This is a genomic window from Frankia sp. EI5c, from assembly GCF_001636565.1.
Taxonomy (GTDB): Bacteria; Actinomycetota; Actinomycetes; order Frankiales; family Frankiaceae; genus Parafrankia.
The window spans coordinates 1-14,730 of record NZ_LRTK01000002.1 but is presented as its reverse complement, the minus strand read 5'-3'; the positions used below and the strand labels follow the sequence as shown (position 1 = coordinate 14,730).

Below are 14,730 nucleotides of genomic sequence, written 5' to 3'. Positions count from 1 at the left end.
GGTGGCCGCGGGCCGGACGCGGACGCGCCACCGTCGAACCGCCACGAATGTTAGGTAGGCTAAGCTTTTTATCGCGGCCCGGGGGTCCGGCGCACGCGGTATGCGTCCCGGCCCAGGTCAGACGGTATGCGATCCCAAGGCGTCCGAGCAGCGGCAAAGCAGGGCCAGACCAGCGGCGGCGCAGCGGCGGAGCAGAGCCTGAGCGGTGGCGGAGCAGGGCCGGAGCGGCCTCAGCTCAGCCCGGTGGCCAGGTCGTCCGGTGCTCCGAAGCGGTGCGCGGTCACGCTGATCGCCTGTTCCCGCAGGAACGGCAGCAGTTCCAGCCGACCGGACTCCGTGACCGGGTTCGAATGGATCACAATCGCCGGCCGGCCGCGGGTCACCGCCGCCACCGCCCGACCCGCCGCCGCCTGCGCCTCGACGTCGCGACCGGCCAGGCGGAGGCGCAGCTCACGCCCGCGCGCCGCGCACCGGGCGACTTCGGCCAGCCACTCGTCGTCGCGCTGCCGACGCCAGGGCACCCCGAGCTCGGCGAACGCCGTCCGCAGTGGCGCCGGGAGCCGCGCGGCGGAGGTCACCCGCAGCCGCGAGCCGGCGAGCAGCCCCGCCGCGACCACCCGCACCAGCGGGACGAACCCGTCGTCCACCAGCCGGATCTCGACCGGCACGGGTCGGTGGCGCAGCAGGTTGCGTTCGACGCCGAGCCCGCCGATCTCCCGGGCGGCACCGTAGTGACCCGCCCAGGCCGCGGCGTCGCTCCGCAGCGCCCGCTCAAGACCGGCCGCGTCGAGGCCGCCGGCGGGGCCGGATGGCGCCGTGGTCTCCTCCACGGCGGCGAGCAGCCGGCGGGCGGCGGGCCCGAGAGCGGCGCCGGCCGTGCTCGGCCTGCCGGCCCAGTCACCGAGCGCGAGCAGATAACTCGGCCCGCCGGCCTTGCCCCCCGGCCCGACCGCCGACCGCTTCCAGCCGCCGAAGGGCTGACGTCCGACGATCGCGCCGGTGATGCCCCGGTTCACGTAGAGGTTGCCGGCCTCGACGTGCCGCAGCCAGTAGGCGAGCTCAGCCGGGTCACGGGAGTGCAGCCCGGCCGTCAGGCCGAAGTCGACGTCGTTCTGGATCTCGACGGCCGCGGCGAGATCCACCGCCGTCATGATCCCCAGCACCGGGCCGAAGTACTCGGTGCGGTGGAACTCCGACCCGCGGGTGACACCGGCGCGCACCCCGGGTGACCACAGGCGGCCGTCGGCGTCGAGCTGCCGTGGCCGCAGCAGCCACCGCTCGCCGGGCCCGAGCGTCGTCAGCGCCCGCAGCAACTTGCCGGACGCCGGCTCGATCAGCGGGCCCACCTGGGACGTCGCCGCGTCCGCCGGCCCCACCGCCAGCGAGCGGACCGCGTCCAGCAGCTGGTCACGCAGCCGGCGCGAGCGCGCGGCCGAGCCCACGAGGACGAGCAGGGACGCGGCCGAGCACTTCTGGCCGGCGTGCCCGAAGGCGGAGGCGACCACATCCCGCACCGCCAGGTCGACGTCCGCGCCGGGTGTCACCACGATCGCGTTCTTGCCGCTCGTCTCGGCCAGCAACGGCAGGTCGGGCCGCCAGGAGCGGAACAGCTCCGCGGTCTCGAACGCCCCGGTCAGCAGCACCCGGGCGACCCGCGGGTCGCTGACCAGCGCCCGCCCGAGCGGCCCCTCGTCGACGTCGACGAGCCGCAGGACGTCGCGGGGCACTCCGGCGTCCCACAGCGCCTGTGCCAGCACCGCGCCGCAGCGGCGGGCCTGACCCGCCGGCTTGAGGATGACCGGCGAGCCGGCGGCGAGCGCCGCCAGGGTGGAACCGGCGGGGATCGCCACCGGGAAGTTCCACGGCGGCGTCACCACGGTGAGCCGCGCCGGGGTGAACACCGCCCCGTCGACGTCGTCGAGCTCGGCGCCGCGGGCGGCGTAGTACCGGGCGAAGTCGACCGCCTCGGACACCTCCGGGTCGGCCTGGTCGAACGTCTTGCCCGCCTCGGCGACCATCACCTCGATCAGTTCGCCGCGCCGCCGCTCCAACTGGTCGGCCGCGCGGCGCAGGACCTCGGCCCGACCGCTCCCACCCCGCTCGGCCCAGGCCGGGGCGGCCGCCACGGCGGAGTCCAGCAGGCTGTCGAGTTCGGCGCGCGAGCGGACGGCGGCCCGTGCGACGAGGTCGGCGCCGAGGTCGGATGCCCCGGCCCGCAGCAGGATCCGCCGCGCCCACGCCCGGTTCGCAGCCAGCGAGGGGTCGGTGTCCGGCGCGTTGCGGAAGACCTCCGCAGCCGAGGTGGCGGGAGCAGCCGAGGTGGCGAGAGCAGCCGAGGTGGCGGGAGCGGCGGGTGCCAGCCGGTTCTGCGTGCGCCGCGGGCCGGGCATGGCGGAGCGCTCCGCCTCCAGCCTGGCCACCGACGCGCGGAAGCGCCGCTCCTCCCGGGCGAACAGCAAATCGTCACCGGCCAGGCCGAAGGCCGCGGAGAGGAAGTTCTCCTGGCTCGCCCCCTCCTCCAGCCGGCGGACCAGGTAGGCGATCGCGACGTCGAACTCGGCGGGCCGCACGACCGGGGTGTAGAGCAGCAGCCCGCCGACCTCGCGGGCGACCACCCGGGCCTGTGCCTGCGCCATTCCCAGCAACATCTCGAACCGCAGCGCGGACCGGACGCCGCGGTGCCCGGCGAGCACCCAGGCGAAGGCGACGTCGAACAGGTTGTGCCCGGCGACCCCGATCCGCACGGCACCGACGTTCTCCGGCCGCAGCGCATGATCCAGCAGCCGCTTGTAGTTCGCGTCCGTCTCCTCCTTGGAGCCGTACGGCGCCTGCGGCCAGCCGCGCAGCGCCGCCTCGACCCGCTCCATCGGCAGGTTCGCGCCCTTCACGACGCGGACGGTGATCGGAGCGCCACCAGCAGCGACCCGCTTCGCGCTCCACTCCCGCAGCCGGACGAGTGCCCCCAGCGCGTCGGGCAGGTATGCCTGCAGGACGATCCCGGCCGCCAGCCCGCGCAGCTCCGGCCGGTCGAGCAGCGCCGTGAACACCGCGATCGTCAGGTCCAGATCCCGGTACTCCTCCATGTCCAGGTTGATGAACGTCGCCGGGCGGGTCGCCGCCGCCCGCTCGTACAGCGGACGCAGCGCGTCCACCACCTGGGCCACCGTCTCCTCGAACGCCCAGGGGGCGTGCGGGGCCGTGCTCGCCGACACCTTGATCGACACATGGTCGACGTCCGGCCGCTCGACGAGCGCCATCGTGCCGGCCAACCGCCGGGTGGCCTCCCGCTCGCCGAGCACCGCCTCGCCCAGCAGGTTCAGGTTCAGCCGGACACCCGGCCCGCGCACCGCCGCGATCGCCGGCCCCAGCCGCCGTTCGGTGGCGTCGACGACCAGATGCCCCACCATGCCCCGCAGCGCCCGCCGGGCGACCGGGATCACCAGCCAGGGCGCCACCGGCCCCGCCACCCCACCGGCCCGGACCGCCGCCCGCAGATACCGGGGCAGGAAGCCGGGCGTGGACGGCGCGAGCCGGGCCAGGTTGCGCGCCGCGACCCGCCGGTCCTCCGGCCGGATCACCCCGTCGACGAACCCCACCGTGAAGGCCAGACCACCCGGCGCCCGCAGGAGCCCCGCCAGCCGCGCCGCCGCGGCGTCAACCGGCTCGGCCGCCGCCTCGCCGACCCAGCGGTGGACGAGCGCCACCGCCTCGTCCGCCACGGCGGAGAGCTCGGACACGGTGGTGCAGCGAGCCGCAGTCATCGGCATCCCCAGGTCCTCGTCGCCAGCGCCCGTCACCGGCGCCATGGGCCCTACCCAGTGCGAGCTCCTCCAGTGTCGCGGCCCTGCCCCACCCAACGACCCTCACCGGGGACTATGTCCGCCTCTCCAGGTCCGATGGGGCCGCTTACGAAGCCGACCAGACGACCGTCCACGACGGGGAACGCCCGGCCGCCCGCCGCAGGGCACCGCCCGCCGGCACCTGGAACTCGCACGACGCGCGAAACCCGCCCGGCTGACGCTCGTCCGGTTCGACCCCGGGGAGTCGAGGCCAACAGCGACAGAAAATCCCCGCGCCTGCGGGGACGACGAACCGACGCTCACCAAGCCCACGGTCTGGCGCGGAAGATCCCCGCGCGTGCGGGGACGACTCGATGGGGGTGCCGAGTCCCAGGCCGGGCATGGGAAGATCCCCGCGCGTGCGGGGACGACTGGTCACTGGCGCTCCGATCATGGCGGGGNGGGGGAAGATCCCCGCGCGTGCGGGGACGACTGGTTCAGGTCGACCGAGGTCGACATGTACCCCGGAAGATCCCCGCGCGTGCGGGGACGACGAGACCGAGCTCCTCGCCGCACGCCGGACCGGGGGAAGATCCCCGCGCGTGCGGGGACGACGCTCGCTGGTCCATCCAATCCTGGGACATGCTGGGAAGATCCCCGCGCGTGCGGGGACGACACGGTGAGGGTGTCGCCGCCGGCCAAGACGAGGGGAAGATCCCCGCGCGTGCGGGGACGACGTCGCGAATCTGCCCGCGCCTGCGGAGGACACGGGAAGATCCCCGCGCGTGCGGGGACGACACTTGCTGAGCTGGGATGTTACCGGCGGGGGCGGGCGAATAGCATCAGTCCGTCGTAGTCGACGGGGTGGTAGCGGTCGCGGCCGGCCGTGCGGGCGGCCCAGCCTTGTTCGTTGTTGGCTGGCTCGATCATGACTGCCTGGCCGTCTCCGATGCGTTGGGTGAGCAGGGTCCAGAGGCGGTCACGGACGCGGGCGCCGGGGNTGCCGACGTAGACACCGGCGGCGATTTCGATCATCCAGCGGGTGAGGTGGCCGCGGAGGCCTTCGGGGGCGGCGATGAGGACGATGACGGTCATCCGGGTGGAGGTCCGGGGGCGAAGTCGGGGCCGGTGATGCCGAGGCTGGTGAGGTCGTCCCAGCTGTCGGCGACGTCGGCGGCCCAGTTGACCCCGCCGGCCACCTGGCCGTCGATCTCATCCCACAGGTGCAGGCCGTCGTCGTCGAGGTCGGGAGTGTCCTTGTCGAGGAGAAGGTCCTTGATGTCGCGCACGATGCGGGCCATGAGGTGACCGTCGGCGACTTTGTCGCGGAATGCGGTGCGGATGTCTCGTTCGTCGGTGTGGCCGGCGGCGGCGAGGTCGAACGCGAGCGGGATGGTGTAGTCGGCTTTGTANAGGTCGGCGATGTCGAGGACGAAGGAGATCGCCGAGCCGGTGTGGACGAAGCCGAGGGCGGGACTGGCGCCGATACCGATGATGGCGGCGTGGCAGATGCCGTAGAGGCAGCTGTGGCCGGCGGACAGGAGTCGGTTGATGTCGTCGCCGGCGGCGAACGGGTCACCCGGGCGGTAGACGCGGCGGACCCAGGGGACGCCGGTGCGCTCGGAGTGGGCGCGGTAGACCTTTTTGATGCGGGCGCCTTCGCGGCCGCGGAGCTGCTGCATGGTGGCGGTGGTGACGTCGTCGTCGGGGAAGCGTTTGGCGTACATGCGCCGGGCGACGCCGAGACGTTCCTTTGTGCGGGTGACGAGGTAGGCCTGGCGGAGCAGGAGTCCGGAGCCGCGGGCAGGGCCGAGGCCGGCTGCGTACATGCGTACGCCGCGGTCGCCGACCCAGCACACGGCGGTGCCGGAGTCGGCGAGCAGACGTACCGCGCCACTGGTGATGCGGGTTCCGGGGCCGAGGAGCAGGGTGGCGACGAACGCGGCGGGCACGCGGACGGTGCGTTCCTTGTTGACGATGACGACGGCGTTGTCGGCCCGGTCGACGTGGCTTTTCTCCACGTAGANGGAGGAGACNCGGTCTTCGATGCGGTGCAGGTCGAGTGGGTCGGACAGCCACCACACCGTCACCCACCTCCCGCGCCGGTGGGCCCGGCGGTGAGTGGGGCGAGGGTGAGCAGCCCGCAGCCGTAGGCCTTGGCGGGTCCGACACCGTCCAGCAGGGTTCGCCGGGCGAGGTCGGGGTCGGTGNCGCGCAGCGCGCCGTCGAAGGTCGCGGTGCTCAGCACGACCCGGCGGGTCTTCTCGTTACCGCTGTGGTTCGCTCTCGGCTGTTCCGTGTTGTCATGGGTCTTCTTGGCGAAGGTGAGACGTTCGCGGGCAGTGAGCGCGACGACCGGTCCGGTGTCGGTCCGCAGAAGTGTGAATCCCCACCGTTCCACCCGGCTGGTCAGCCAGGTCAGCTGGTGGGCGGCGGTGCGGTGCGGAACGCGCACGCCGCGAGGCCGCTCCTGGGCAAGATGTTCTTTTTGTCGAGCTGAGGGTTTGGCAGGGGTCCGGGTCGCGGTGACGGGATTCGCGCGCAGTCGGAAGGCGAACTCGCGGCCGTGCTGGAGACGGTCGAGCAGTGGCTGGTAGTCACGGATCATCGCCTCGGCGCCGTCGGCGCCGGGCCAGCCGGCCTGTTCGACGAGGTGTGCCCAGGAGGGCCGGGAGTCGGTGAGGACGAGCAGTTCCGCCCGGTGCTGCTCGCGGGTTTCCAGCCGCCACAGGACCCGTTCGGTCACCGGCTGGATGGCCAGGCCACCGAGGACGGCCGCGTGCATGTTCTCGGGGCTGCGCAGCAACGCCTGGGCGCCGGATCGCAGCGGGTTGAGCCAGATACGGGACAGGTAGGTCATGGACGGCTCACCATCCCAGCAACGCGAACGGGTCATGGCCAGCCGCAGGGTCGGCGTCGGTGTCCTCGACGGGCCAGGGTGGTGGCAGCCGGGCCCACCTCTGGCGGACTCGGCGGCTGGTGAATCCCCGGTTGCGGGGGTCGAAGGTGGTCGGGACGTCCCGGCGGATGTCATCACCGTCCGGATCGTCGACGGTGACCGGCAGGTCGATGGTGCGCGGGCGGGGCCGGGTGGCGGCGAGCCGCTCCTTCTGCGCCGGCCCGGCCTGCCACGGCACCGCCGCCAGAACCGTAGCGACGTCGCCGTCCCATAGCGGCGGTGCCGTGTCGCCGGTCGGGGCGAGTAGCAGCGGCTGGGTGGGTGGGCAGGAGCGACGGCCCAGCGCGAGGGGAAACGCGGGAGCTCGCAGCGCGGCGGCGAGCGGGCGAAGAACGTCGTCGGGTGCGCTGAGGGCGGCGACGAAGACAGCGTCCTGCAGGTAGTACCGCTCGGTGACGTGGGTGTGTTTCGCCGGCGAGGTGGGCTTCTGGATTCCCTTGGCGGACACCGCGGCCGAGGGCAGTGGTCGGCCGCGGTAGTCGCTGACCGTGTGGTAATCACGCAGCAGGGTGCCGGGCTGGTCGGTGCGCACGCCGAAGGTGAGCTCCAGCAGGTCCTCGATCGGGTCGGTGCGGCGCCGGCCCTGGGCGGCGGCGAGCAGACCGACCAGGCCGCTTTTGGTCGGTTCGGGCTGGGTGTCGCGGCGGTTGAACATGCTGGCCCCGCCCCAGGACTGCACCGGGCCGGCCAGGCGCAGCACCAGACACCGCGGGTCGGCGGGGGTGGTCATCGGCGGGTGGCCTGCAGCCGGTCGCGGGCCGCGGTGGTCACGGTGGTCACCAGCTGGGGGAAGGGCACCGACGGGCCGAGGGCAGTGGTCGCCGGGTCGGCGTCGGTGGTGTCGTAGGTGGACACGACCAGGTCCGGGCGCAGACCCCACAGGGCGGCGGTCTGGTCCAGTTCGGCGGCGAACTGTGCGACGGAGCCGGCGAGCAGGCCATGCCCGTTCGCGGTCACCGGCTTCTCGAACGCCGAGACGAGGTTGACCGGCTGGTCGGTGCGGATCGCGACGGTGAGCAGGTTCGGGGCGGTGCGGTGCGCGAACGAGTTGCTGTGCCCGGTGGGCATCGAGGTCGTGAACGCGGTGAGGAAGACCCGTAGTGCTTCGACGGCGGCGTCGGTGTCTCCGGCGAGGTTGTCGAGGAGCTGGTGCAGGCCGACGGTGGCGAACCGGTACAGGGTCGCGGACTGGAACTCGATCGTGCCGATCATCCCGGCGCCGGTGTCCTCCTTCGGGTTCTCGTCGTCGACCGCGGTGTAGTAGTCGAACTCCACTTCCGCGGCATGGGTGGACAGGGCGTGCGCGACCTGGGTGGCGGCGTCCACGTTGAGTCCGGGAAGGTCCGCGACCATCCGCCCGAACAGCGCCACGTCGATCGGATGCCCGGTCCCGAGGGTGGCGCGGACCGGCACCTCCTTCACCGCCTCGGCCAACGCCTTGTCGTCGAGACCGGCCAGGCGTGGCAGGTCGGCCCCGATCAGGTCGACCAGCCGATCCAGCTGAGGACGCCCGAAGAACAGCAGGTAGGCGGTCTCCGCGGCCTTCTTCCCCGCCTTGATCCCGAGATCGGACAGCACACTCGTCGCAACCCGCTCCGCGTCGTCCGGCGCAAGCCCCCCGCGGGCGGCGATCTTCTCAGCAAGCAGCGCGGAGATCTTCTTCGTGCGGGTACCCAGATCCGCCGGGTCGACCAGATCCGCGAAGGCGGTGCGGGTGGCGCGCTTCCACGCCTGCGACGACACCCGCGCCCGCTTCACCCCGCCGTAGATCGCCTGCTTCGGCGTACCGGCGTCGTCACGATTCAGGTTCGACGGGGGCACCGTCTGCAGAACATGCACATCAACATAGGTACGCATGAGGATTCCCTCTCCTCACGCAGCGACAGAACGTCTCTGCGCGGCTGTGGAGTACGACGCCACCGAAACCGTGTCCGGTGGCAGTTTCCTGAGTTGAATCAGCTGGTCGCCGGTGTTGCGGGACCGGGCTTCCCGTTACGCGCGAGGAAGTAGTCCGAGCCCCAACGGCGCCGGACCCCCCCGACCTTCGCCGGGTCCTGCCAGTCGACCAGGTTCCAGAACAGCGCGGTGTAGTCCAGCCGCTGCGCCGGTGACAGGCCCCGCAGCTGACGGACCAGACCCCGCAGATGGTAGGAGGCCTCGTTCAGCGAGGTCGCCGTGGCCGCGGCTTCGAACCGGCGGTCGACCGCCTCCTGGCTGAACTTCCCGCTCTCCCGCAGGCCGGCCATCGCCGTTCCGAGGCTGATACCGCTCGCATGCATCAGGGNGGACTGCGACTGCTGATGGACGGCGAACAGCACGAGTGCCACATGCTCGGCTCGCAGTTGAAAGCTCAGCTCCCCGCCCCGGTTCAGGGTGGTGTAATGGCGCCACATCTGCGGAACCGTGCCGGGCTCCCGGCCCGCGCCCTGCCGCAACGCGGCCAAGGCCGCGCCGTCAGGCCGGCCGTCGGCATGCCTGAGCTCCCAGAAACGAGGCCTGGGCGCATCCCCCGCCGGGATGGACATAGCTACTGGGGCTTCGATCGTCATGAGGTATCCCAGAAATCCGAGGTCGGTCAGGCCGCGCTGGTGCCGGTAGCCGGAGCGGTCCCGGTCACCGGCCGGCCGAGAATGGTGTTCAGAGAACGGCGGAACGACGCCTCCGCGACCGCGAGCCGCGGACCGAACCGCTGATCGGGATCGCGGCCGAGGAACGTCCCCGGGCCGGCAGCGGACAGCACCGGATCCGCGATCTCCCAGGCCAGCTGCCGCGCGACGATCCGCCAGGCGTCCTCCGCCTGCTCGACCTCCTCGGGATGATGCTGCAAACCGGCCAGCAGCCGCCGCACCACCGGAGTAAGCCGGTGAATCAGCACCTCCCCGAGATGCTGCCCTCGATCCCAGGGGAGCTTCGCCGCACCGCAAGCCGCACGCAGATCATCATCGAGACGGTTGGCTGCGATCCGCAACGCCTCCGCCTNGCCTGCCACCTGCAACAGGGTGTAGCGAACCCGCGAGTCCGCCGCGAGCGCAGCCACCGGCAGCGGGATCTCATCCACGATCACGTCGTCCACGACTGCGGACTGGGTGCCGTAGGACACCCCGACGGTCAGAACTCTCAGCGGGAAATCCTCCGGCACATATCCGTCGGCCTGCAGATCAGCCACCTGCTGCATCAGCGCCGGTGCCGACACCTTCTCCGCGGTGGGACCGTGCACTGCCAGCAGCCCCGCCAGCCCCCGCCACGCCGCCCGGCCCGGCTGGTGACGCACCGGCCGTACCGGCGGGTCACCCTTTTTCGGCTCTTTCACCTGCCGCCAGGCGGTGTGTGGCTCCAGATCATGCACCGGGCCGTCCAACCGGTCTCCCGCGCACAGCACCACCCGCCGCACCACCACACCACCCGGCACCGCAGCATCGGCCTCCGGAATGAGCCGGACCCGCCGGGCCTGCCAGGTCAGCAGATCCAGCCTCCCGCGCGCGGCACGCACCTGCCATGACGCGGTGGCCGACTCCGGTGACCTCCACTGCGGGCAGTCATCCGACCGGCGAGCGCCCGCAGGCAGGGTTGGGAGGTTCAGCATCAGCGTGTCGAACAACGTCGCACCCATCGGCACGACCACCCCGAGCTGACCCAGCGGCCCCGTCGGATTCCCCGTCGTCTTTCCCGCCTTCGCCTGCGGATCACCGGCAGCACCGGACTTGATCGCCGCGGTGTCCCAGCAATGAGCCGCCAGCAACGCCCGCGCAGCCGCGGCCGGCGACAACGACGGCGGATCGTTCTCCGTCCGTGCGCTGAACAGCGGCACGTTGTTCCCCGACGCCAGCCGTGACAACAGCAGCGAGACCGGCTTCGTCTCGTCCTTCAGCGTCCGCAGACCCGCCACCTGCGCAAACGGCCGACGCGCATCAAAAAGATCGAACCGGTCCGCGTGGGTATCCAGATAGTCGCCGATCCGCGTCACGTCCGCGTCATCGAACCGACCCCGCGCAAATCGACGCGCCCACGCAGCGCGGTCCCCGGGAACACCCACCGCGTCCATCACGACAGGAACGAGAACCTGCCGAAGCACTGCGACAGTCTCCAACGGATCGGCGACCGCCAGGCCAGCCCACCGGTCAGCCCCCATCAGCGCCTCCCGCAGGCCCACCTCACGAACGCGGCCGTCATCGACCACCTCGATCCACGGTTCCACCGTCAGGTCAAATCCGCTCAACGATTCCCCCGTTCAACGAAGAGCCCTCCAGCCCGAAGGACACCCGATACTTACCAGACCCCTCCGACAATGCTGCGCCGTGACCACCCAGGCGTAGGTGCCCGGCCCCTCAGATACCGCCGCGCTGCGCAACCCGGTCGCTTTACACGTCTAACCTTTCCGGTCCCGTTTCGAGCGGCGCTGACGCGTCCGCCGTTCCAGATACCGGCGGCGGTCCTGCCACCAGGCCAACCGATCCGCCGACCTGTCCGGCATGACTGCCCGCGCCACGCAGGCGACGCCAAGAGCACCGGCGAAGATGATGAGGCTGACAGCAGCAGCCCACGGGGCTCCCAGACCTGAACCCGCACCGCTCAAGGCGGTCATAAGGAGCGGAGACGCCCGCATGGCCTCCCTCATCGGATCCCACACGGACCGCTCGCTGAAGACCGGCGTCCCTGGCCGCCCGAGCAGCTGTACCGCCAGGCACAAGACAGGGAAGAACGGCAGCGCGAGCGCGGCTGTGGAAAGTGGNTGATCGGCACAGCGACACACTACCGCGCGTCCCNCCGAACTTAACAACTGGGTCTCGGAGGTACGGACTGGGTACCGGGCGCTCGGGGGTGCATGGGAGAGCGGCTGATACGGTGTCGGTGCCTAGCACACGCTGGGGTCTTCCGTGGGTATCGGATGCCCGGACGTCGTCCCCGCCCACGCGGGGGACACTCAAGCCCCACCTTTCGAAGACGGCTGGTACTCAGCGTGGTGTCTTCCGTTCGTGGGTCAGGCCGAGGCTGTGGTCGTAGACCAGGTGGTATCCGCCGAGGTGAACGGACAGAGTGGCGTCGAGAATGAGTGCCCGGGCGCGCTTCAGCCACGGGTCGGCGTCCCAGCCCGGCAAGGGCATGAGGTCCTGACGAGCGGCGGCCGTGATCTCTTTGTTGGCTGGCAGGCGGATCGTGGCGCCCGCCACCTCCTCCAGCAGCGTCTCGTCGCTGATCGCTGCTTCTCCGCTCTGGCCCAGTGGCCGGCCGCCGAGCGTCAGGTAGCCGCCGGACGGATTCCCGCGGACGAGGATGACCTCCAGCGACTCCTCGCCGTCGCGGACCACCGCGGCGACCCGCTCCTCCGACGCCAGCACCTCGGTCGACCGGTCATGCAGCCCCTCCAGGGTCGGGGCACCCAGCCGGTCCTCCCCGGACAGCAGGAAGGCCGACGCAGCTGACGCACGCTGCCGTTCCTTCTCCTCCCACTGGGCCCGGTAGCGGTCCGCGGCCGATGCCCACTCCTGCGGGCCGAGAGGTGTCCGACCGTAGCCCTCGGCCACCAGCTCGGGAACCCGCTCGGGGATCGACCAGCCNCCCCCGCCGGCCGCCGCGGCAACCAGAGCCGCCGACCGCAGCAGCAGGTGGTCCCCGTACACGGCGCGGCTGCCCGACGGCCACATCGGAATTCGACCGTCACCGAACCGCACACCGGTCACGAGCACCCTCGGTGCCCGGAACCGCTCAGCGCGCGCGCCTACCGGCCGCTGGTGGCGGTGCAGCCGGCCGATGCGCTGCAGCAGAAGATCGATCGGCGCCAGATCGGTGACCAGGAAATCCACATCAACGTCAAAGGACTGCTCAGCGACCTGCGTGGCCACGACGACAAGACGGTCCGGCCGCCGTGCGGCGCCACGACGACCCGGCGGGCCCAGCAGGTCGATCACCCGCTCGGCACGCTCGGCACGGGCCGCCGCGATGAACCGTGCATGCAGCAGAACGACGTCGTCACCGAACACCGGTTGCAGCGCCGTGAAAACTCCCTGTGCACGGGCAACGGTGTTGCACACCACGAGCGCGCAGCCACCCGCCTGCACCTCCGCGGTCACCGCGGCAGCCACCGTCGCCGGGGTGAACTCGTCCTGCTCGTCGAGGATTTCCACCCCGACCTCGAGCCGCGGCCTCTTCGACGCATACACATCGACGGCCAGGTGGGGGGTTCCGTCGACGGCGCACACCGACGTCACGCTCGGATAGCCCGCCGGCTCCGCGAGGCCCCGCAGCTCGTCCTCGACGTCCAGGCGCTGGACTGCACCCTGAAGATAGGCACGGACAAGGTCGCGGCGCAGGTCCGGAGGCAGAGTCGCGGACAACAGCACCACCGGAACGCTGGCGTCCGCCAGCCACCGCAACGCCTCGAACAGAAACTGCGCCATGTAGACGTCGTAGGCGTGCACCTCGTCGAGGACCACCACCCGGCCCGCCAGCCCCGCCTGGCGCAGCATCACATGCTTCGTCCTCGTCGCCGCATGCAACACATGATCGATCGTGCCGACCGTGACCGGCGCCAGCAGCCCACGCTNCCGGCCGAAGAACCACTCGGCCGCGGCCACCCCACCCACCGCGGGTCGATCCGGATCCGCCGACGACGACCCGCCACCCAGACCGTAGTCGTCGTCCATCCCGTACTCGTCAACATCGTGGATACCGCCGAAGGCAGCGGCGCGCCCCAGCTCCAGCCACTGCTTGTTGAACCGCGCCCGGCCATGCAACAGGCCCAGCGGAGCCTCGGCGTCCACCTGCACCGACCAGTCCCGGACCCGGGTGAACATCGGATCCGCCGTGGCCTGTGTCGGCATTCCCACGAACACACCATCCGCGCCGAACCGCCGCGCCAGCACCTCCACCGCAGCGAACGCCCCCTCGGTCTTGCCCTCCCCCATCGGCGCTTCCACGATCAGCAGACCCGGACCCCGCAGCTCCTCCGCCGCCCGCACCACACCGCCCTGAACCGGCCACGCCAGCTTCCCGAACCGATAGGACACCAGGTCGCCCACCCCCGGCGGAGCGGACACGCCCGCGCGCCACCCCCCTCGAAGGCCAAGGTTCTCCCACGCCCGACGCGCCCGCTCTCGGGCACCTCCCCACGACACTGACGGCAGCTCCGACAGCCCGTTGAACTGCTTCTCGTCGCTCGCGATCCAGTCCGCCATGATGATCAAGCCGGAGAGGGTGAGCTGCTCAGCGCGCCTCGGCCGACAGACATCGGCCAGCGCTTCCAGATCAACCGACAATTCGTCGGCGACTCGCGTCACGAACGCGTCCTGGGCCTGCACCCAGATCTGGCCACGCCCCTGGGCCTGCACGTGGTTCCGCGGATCAGTCCTGCTCAGCGGGGGAATCAGGCCGTGATGACCTGCGATGAGCGGCCACACCCAGCCGCGCCCTTCAGGCGACCAGCCGGCCTCCGTCAGACACCGACGGACAATAAAAGCGCCGGCCGCGGAATGGTGCCAGGCACGCCCCTGCCGCACTGTCAGACCCCGCCACCCCAGACCAGCCGCCTGGACCCGGGCAGCCAGCCCTTCATCCTTCATCTGAAACGCCGGAGTCGCCTTACCCACATCATGTAACCCGCACAGCAGCGCGAACAGCTCCCGGCCGCGTCCACCGCTACACCCGTCGAGAAGATTCCGGACGGAAGCAGACAGATACCGATCAAAGATGATCTCGCCGACCGCCGCCGCGTCCAACAGGTGACCCAGCAAAAGATGCATGGAGCCCTGAGGATGCGACGGCTTCGACTTCCCCCACACAACACCCAGCGCCGTATCCTGCAAGAGACCNCCCCGAGTCAGCCTGGTGACCCCACAATCCAACCATCCGCAGACCAGTCGGCCTGCACCCACCCATCCAGAATCACACATGATCAGCCGACCGCCGCTGCAACCCACTGATAAATTTCACTCCGACCGAGCGGCAAAACTGCAGGTCAGCAAGTGTCGTCCCCGCACGCGCGGGGGTCTTCCCGGC

10 protein-coding genes, 6 pseudogenes and 1 CRISPR repeat array are annotated in these 14,730 nt (G+C 71.3%); all 16 genes and pseudogenes read right to left on the bottom strand.

The genetic code is table 11. The features are described from left to right. Window positions 1–230: 230 nt before the first annotated feature. The gene (locus UG55_RS00930) at window positions 231–3,761 is read right to left on the bottom strand and encodes a proline dehydrogenase family protein (protein WP_066061451.1); all 3,531 of its coding nucleotides are present in this window, start codon (window positions 3,759–3,761) and stop codon (window positions 231–233) included. A 482-nt stretch (window positions 3,762–4,243) separates the two neighbouring features. Next, a CRISPR array of direct repeats spans window positions 4,244–4,577; the repeat unit is 29 nt; unit sequence GGGAAGATCCCCGCGCGTGCGGGGACGAC. Window positions 4,578–4,595: 18 nt separating this feature from the next. Next, window positions 4,596–4,779, bottom strand: a pseudogene (locus tag UG55_RS00925) (type I-E CRISPR-associated endoribonuclease Cas2); the annotation flags it as partial. Between the two features lies 1 nt (window position 4,780). After that, window positions 4,781–4,874 (bottom strand): type I-E CRISPR-associated endoribonuclease Cas2 (locus UG55_RS45065; protein ID WP_255360400.1); only part of this gene is annotated, 94 nt, incomplete at its 3' end. Beyond that, window positions 4,871–5,191 (bottom strand): annotated as a pseudogene (locus UG55_RS30945) (type I-E CRISPR-associated endonuclease Cas1); the annotation flags it as partial. The gene UG55_RS45065 and the pseudogene UG55_RS30945, both read right to left, overlap by 4 nt. Window position 5,192: 1 nt before the next feature. Continuing rightward, window positions 5,193–5,805 (bottom strand): annotated as a pseudogene (cas1e, locus tag UG55_RS30940) (type I-E CRISPR-associated endonuclease Cas1e); the annotation flags it as partial. Window positions 5,806–5,865: 60 nt separating this feature from the next. Then, a pseudogene (locus UG55_RS30935) lies at window positions 5,866–5,989 on the bottom strand (type I-E CRISPR-associated protein Cas6/Cse3/CasE); the annotation flags it as partial. A 1-nt stretch (window position 5,990) separates the two neighbouring features. Next, on the bottom strand, window positions 5,991–6,639 hold a 649-nt coding region (locus UG55_RS00915), incomplete at its 3' end, for a type I-E CRISPR-associated protein Cas6/Cse3/CasE (protein ID WP_242423542.1). Window positions 6,640–6,646: 7 nt separating this feature from the next. Then, entirely contained in the window at window positions 6,647–7,468 is an 822-nt protein-coding gene (gene cas5e / locus UG55_RS00910; RefSeq protein ID WP_066061382.1) for a type I-E CRISPR-associated protein Cas5/CasD, read from the bottom strand. Continuing rightward, window positions 7,465–8,595, bottom strand: coding sequence for a type I-E CRISPR-associated protein Cas7/Cse4/CasC (gene cas7e, locus UG55_RS00905; protein WP_066061379.1), 1,131 nt, complete (start codon window positions 8,593–8,595; stop codon window positions 7,465–7,467). Before cas7e ends, cas5e begins: the two co-directional genes overlap by 4 nt. A 98-nt stretch (window positions 8,596–8,693) precedes the next feature. Continuing rightward, window positions 8,694–9,022 (bottom strand): annotated as a pseudogene (casB, locus tag UG55_RS30930) (type I-E CRISPR-associated protein Cse2/CasB); the annotation flags it as partial. 1 nt (window position 9,023) lies between these two features. Further along, window positions 9,024–9,263: type I-E CRISPR-associated protein Cse2/CasB (gene casB, locus UG55_RS30925; RefSeq protein ID WP_242423552.1), on the bottom strand; the 240-nt coding region annotated here is incomplete at its 3' end. Between the two features lie 50 nt (window positions 9,264–9,313). Then, a pseudogene (locus tag UG55_RS30920) lies at window positions 9,314–9,717 on the bottom strand (type I-E CRISPR-associated protein Cse1/CasA); the annotation flags it as partial. A 1-nt stretch (window position 9,718) separates the two neighbouring features. Beyond that, the coding region (gene casA, locus UG55_RS00895; RefSeq protein WP_242423541.1) for a type I-E CRISPR-associated protein Cse1/CasA at window positions 9,719–10,954 on the bottom strand (1,236 nt) is incomplete at its 3' end. Window positions 10,955–11,690: 736 nt separating this feature from the next. Further along, window positions 11,691–12,044, bottom strand: a complete 354-nt coding sequence (locus UG55_RS30915; protein ID WP_242423551.1) for a hypothetical protein — start codon at window positions 12,042–12,044, stop codon at window positions 11,691–11,693. A 250-nt stretch (window positions 12,045–12,294) separates the two neighbouring features. Further along, on the bottom strand, window positions 12,295–13,268 hold a 974-nt coding region (cas3, locus tag UG55_RS30910), incomplete at its 3' end, for a CRISPR-associated helicase Cas3' (RefSeq protein WP_255360399.1). Between the two features lie 12 nt (window positions 13,269–13,280). Next, the coding region (locus tag UG55_RS45060; RefSeq protein ID WP_255360398.1) for a CRISPR-associated endonuclease Cas3'' at window positions 13,281–14,513 on the bottom strand (1,233 nt) is incomplete at its 3' end. Between the last annotated feature and the right edge of the window lie 217 nt (window positions 14,514–14,730).

Bases quoted from the DNA above. Each gene is read 5' to 3' on its own strand.
- UG55_RS00930 (WP_066061451.1), bottom strand. From the start codon at position 3,761: ATGACTGCGGCTCGCTGCACCACCGTGTCCGAGCTCTCCGCCGTGGCG.
- cas5e (WP_066061382.1), bottom strand. From the start codon at position 7,468: ATGACCACCCCCGCCGACCCGCGGTGTCTGGTGCTGCGCCTGGCCGGC.
- cas7e (WP_066061379.1), bottom strand. From the start codon at position 8,595: ATGCGTACCTATGTTGATGTGCATGTTCTGCAGACGGTGCCCCCGTCG.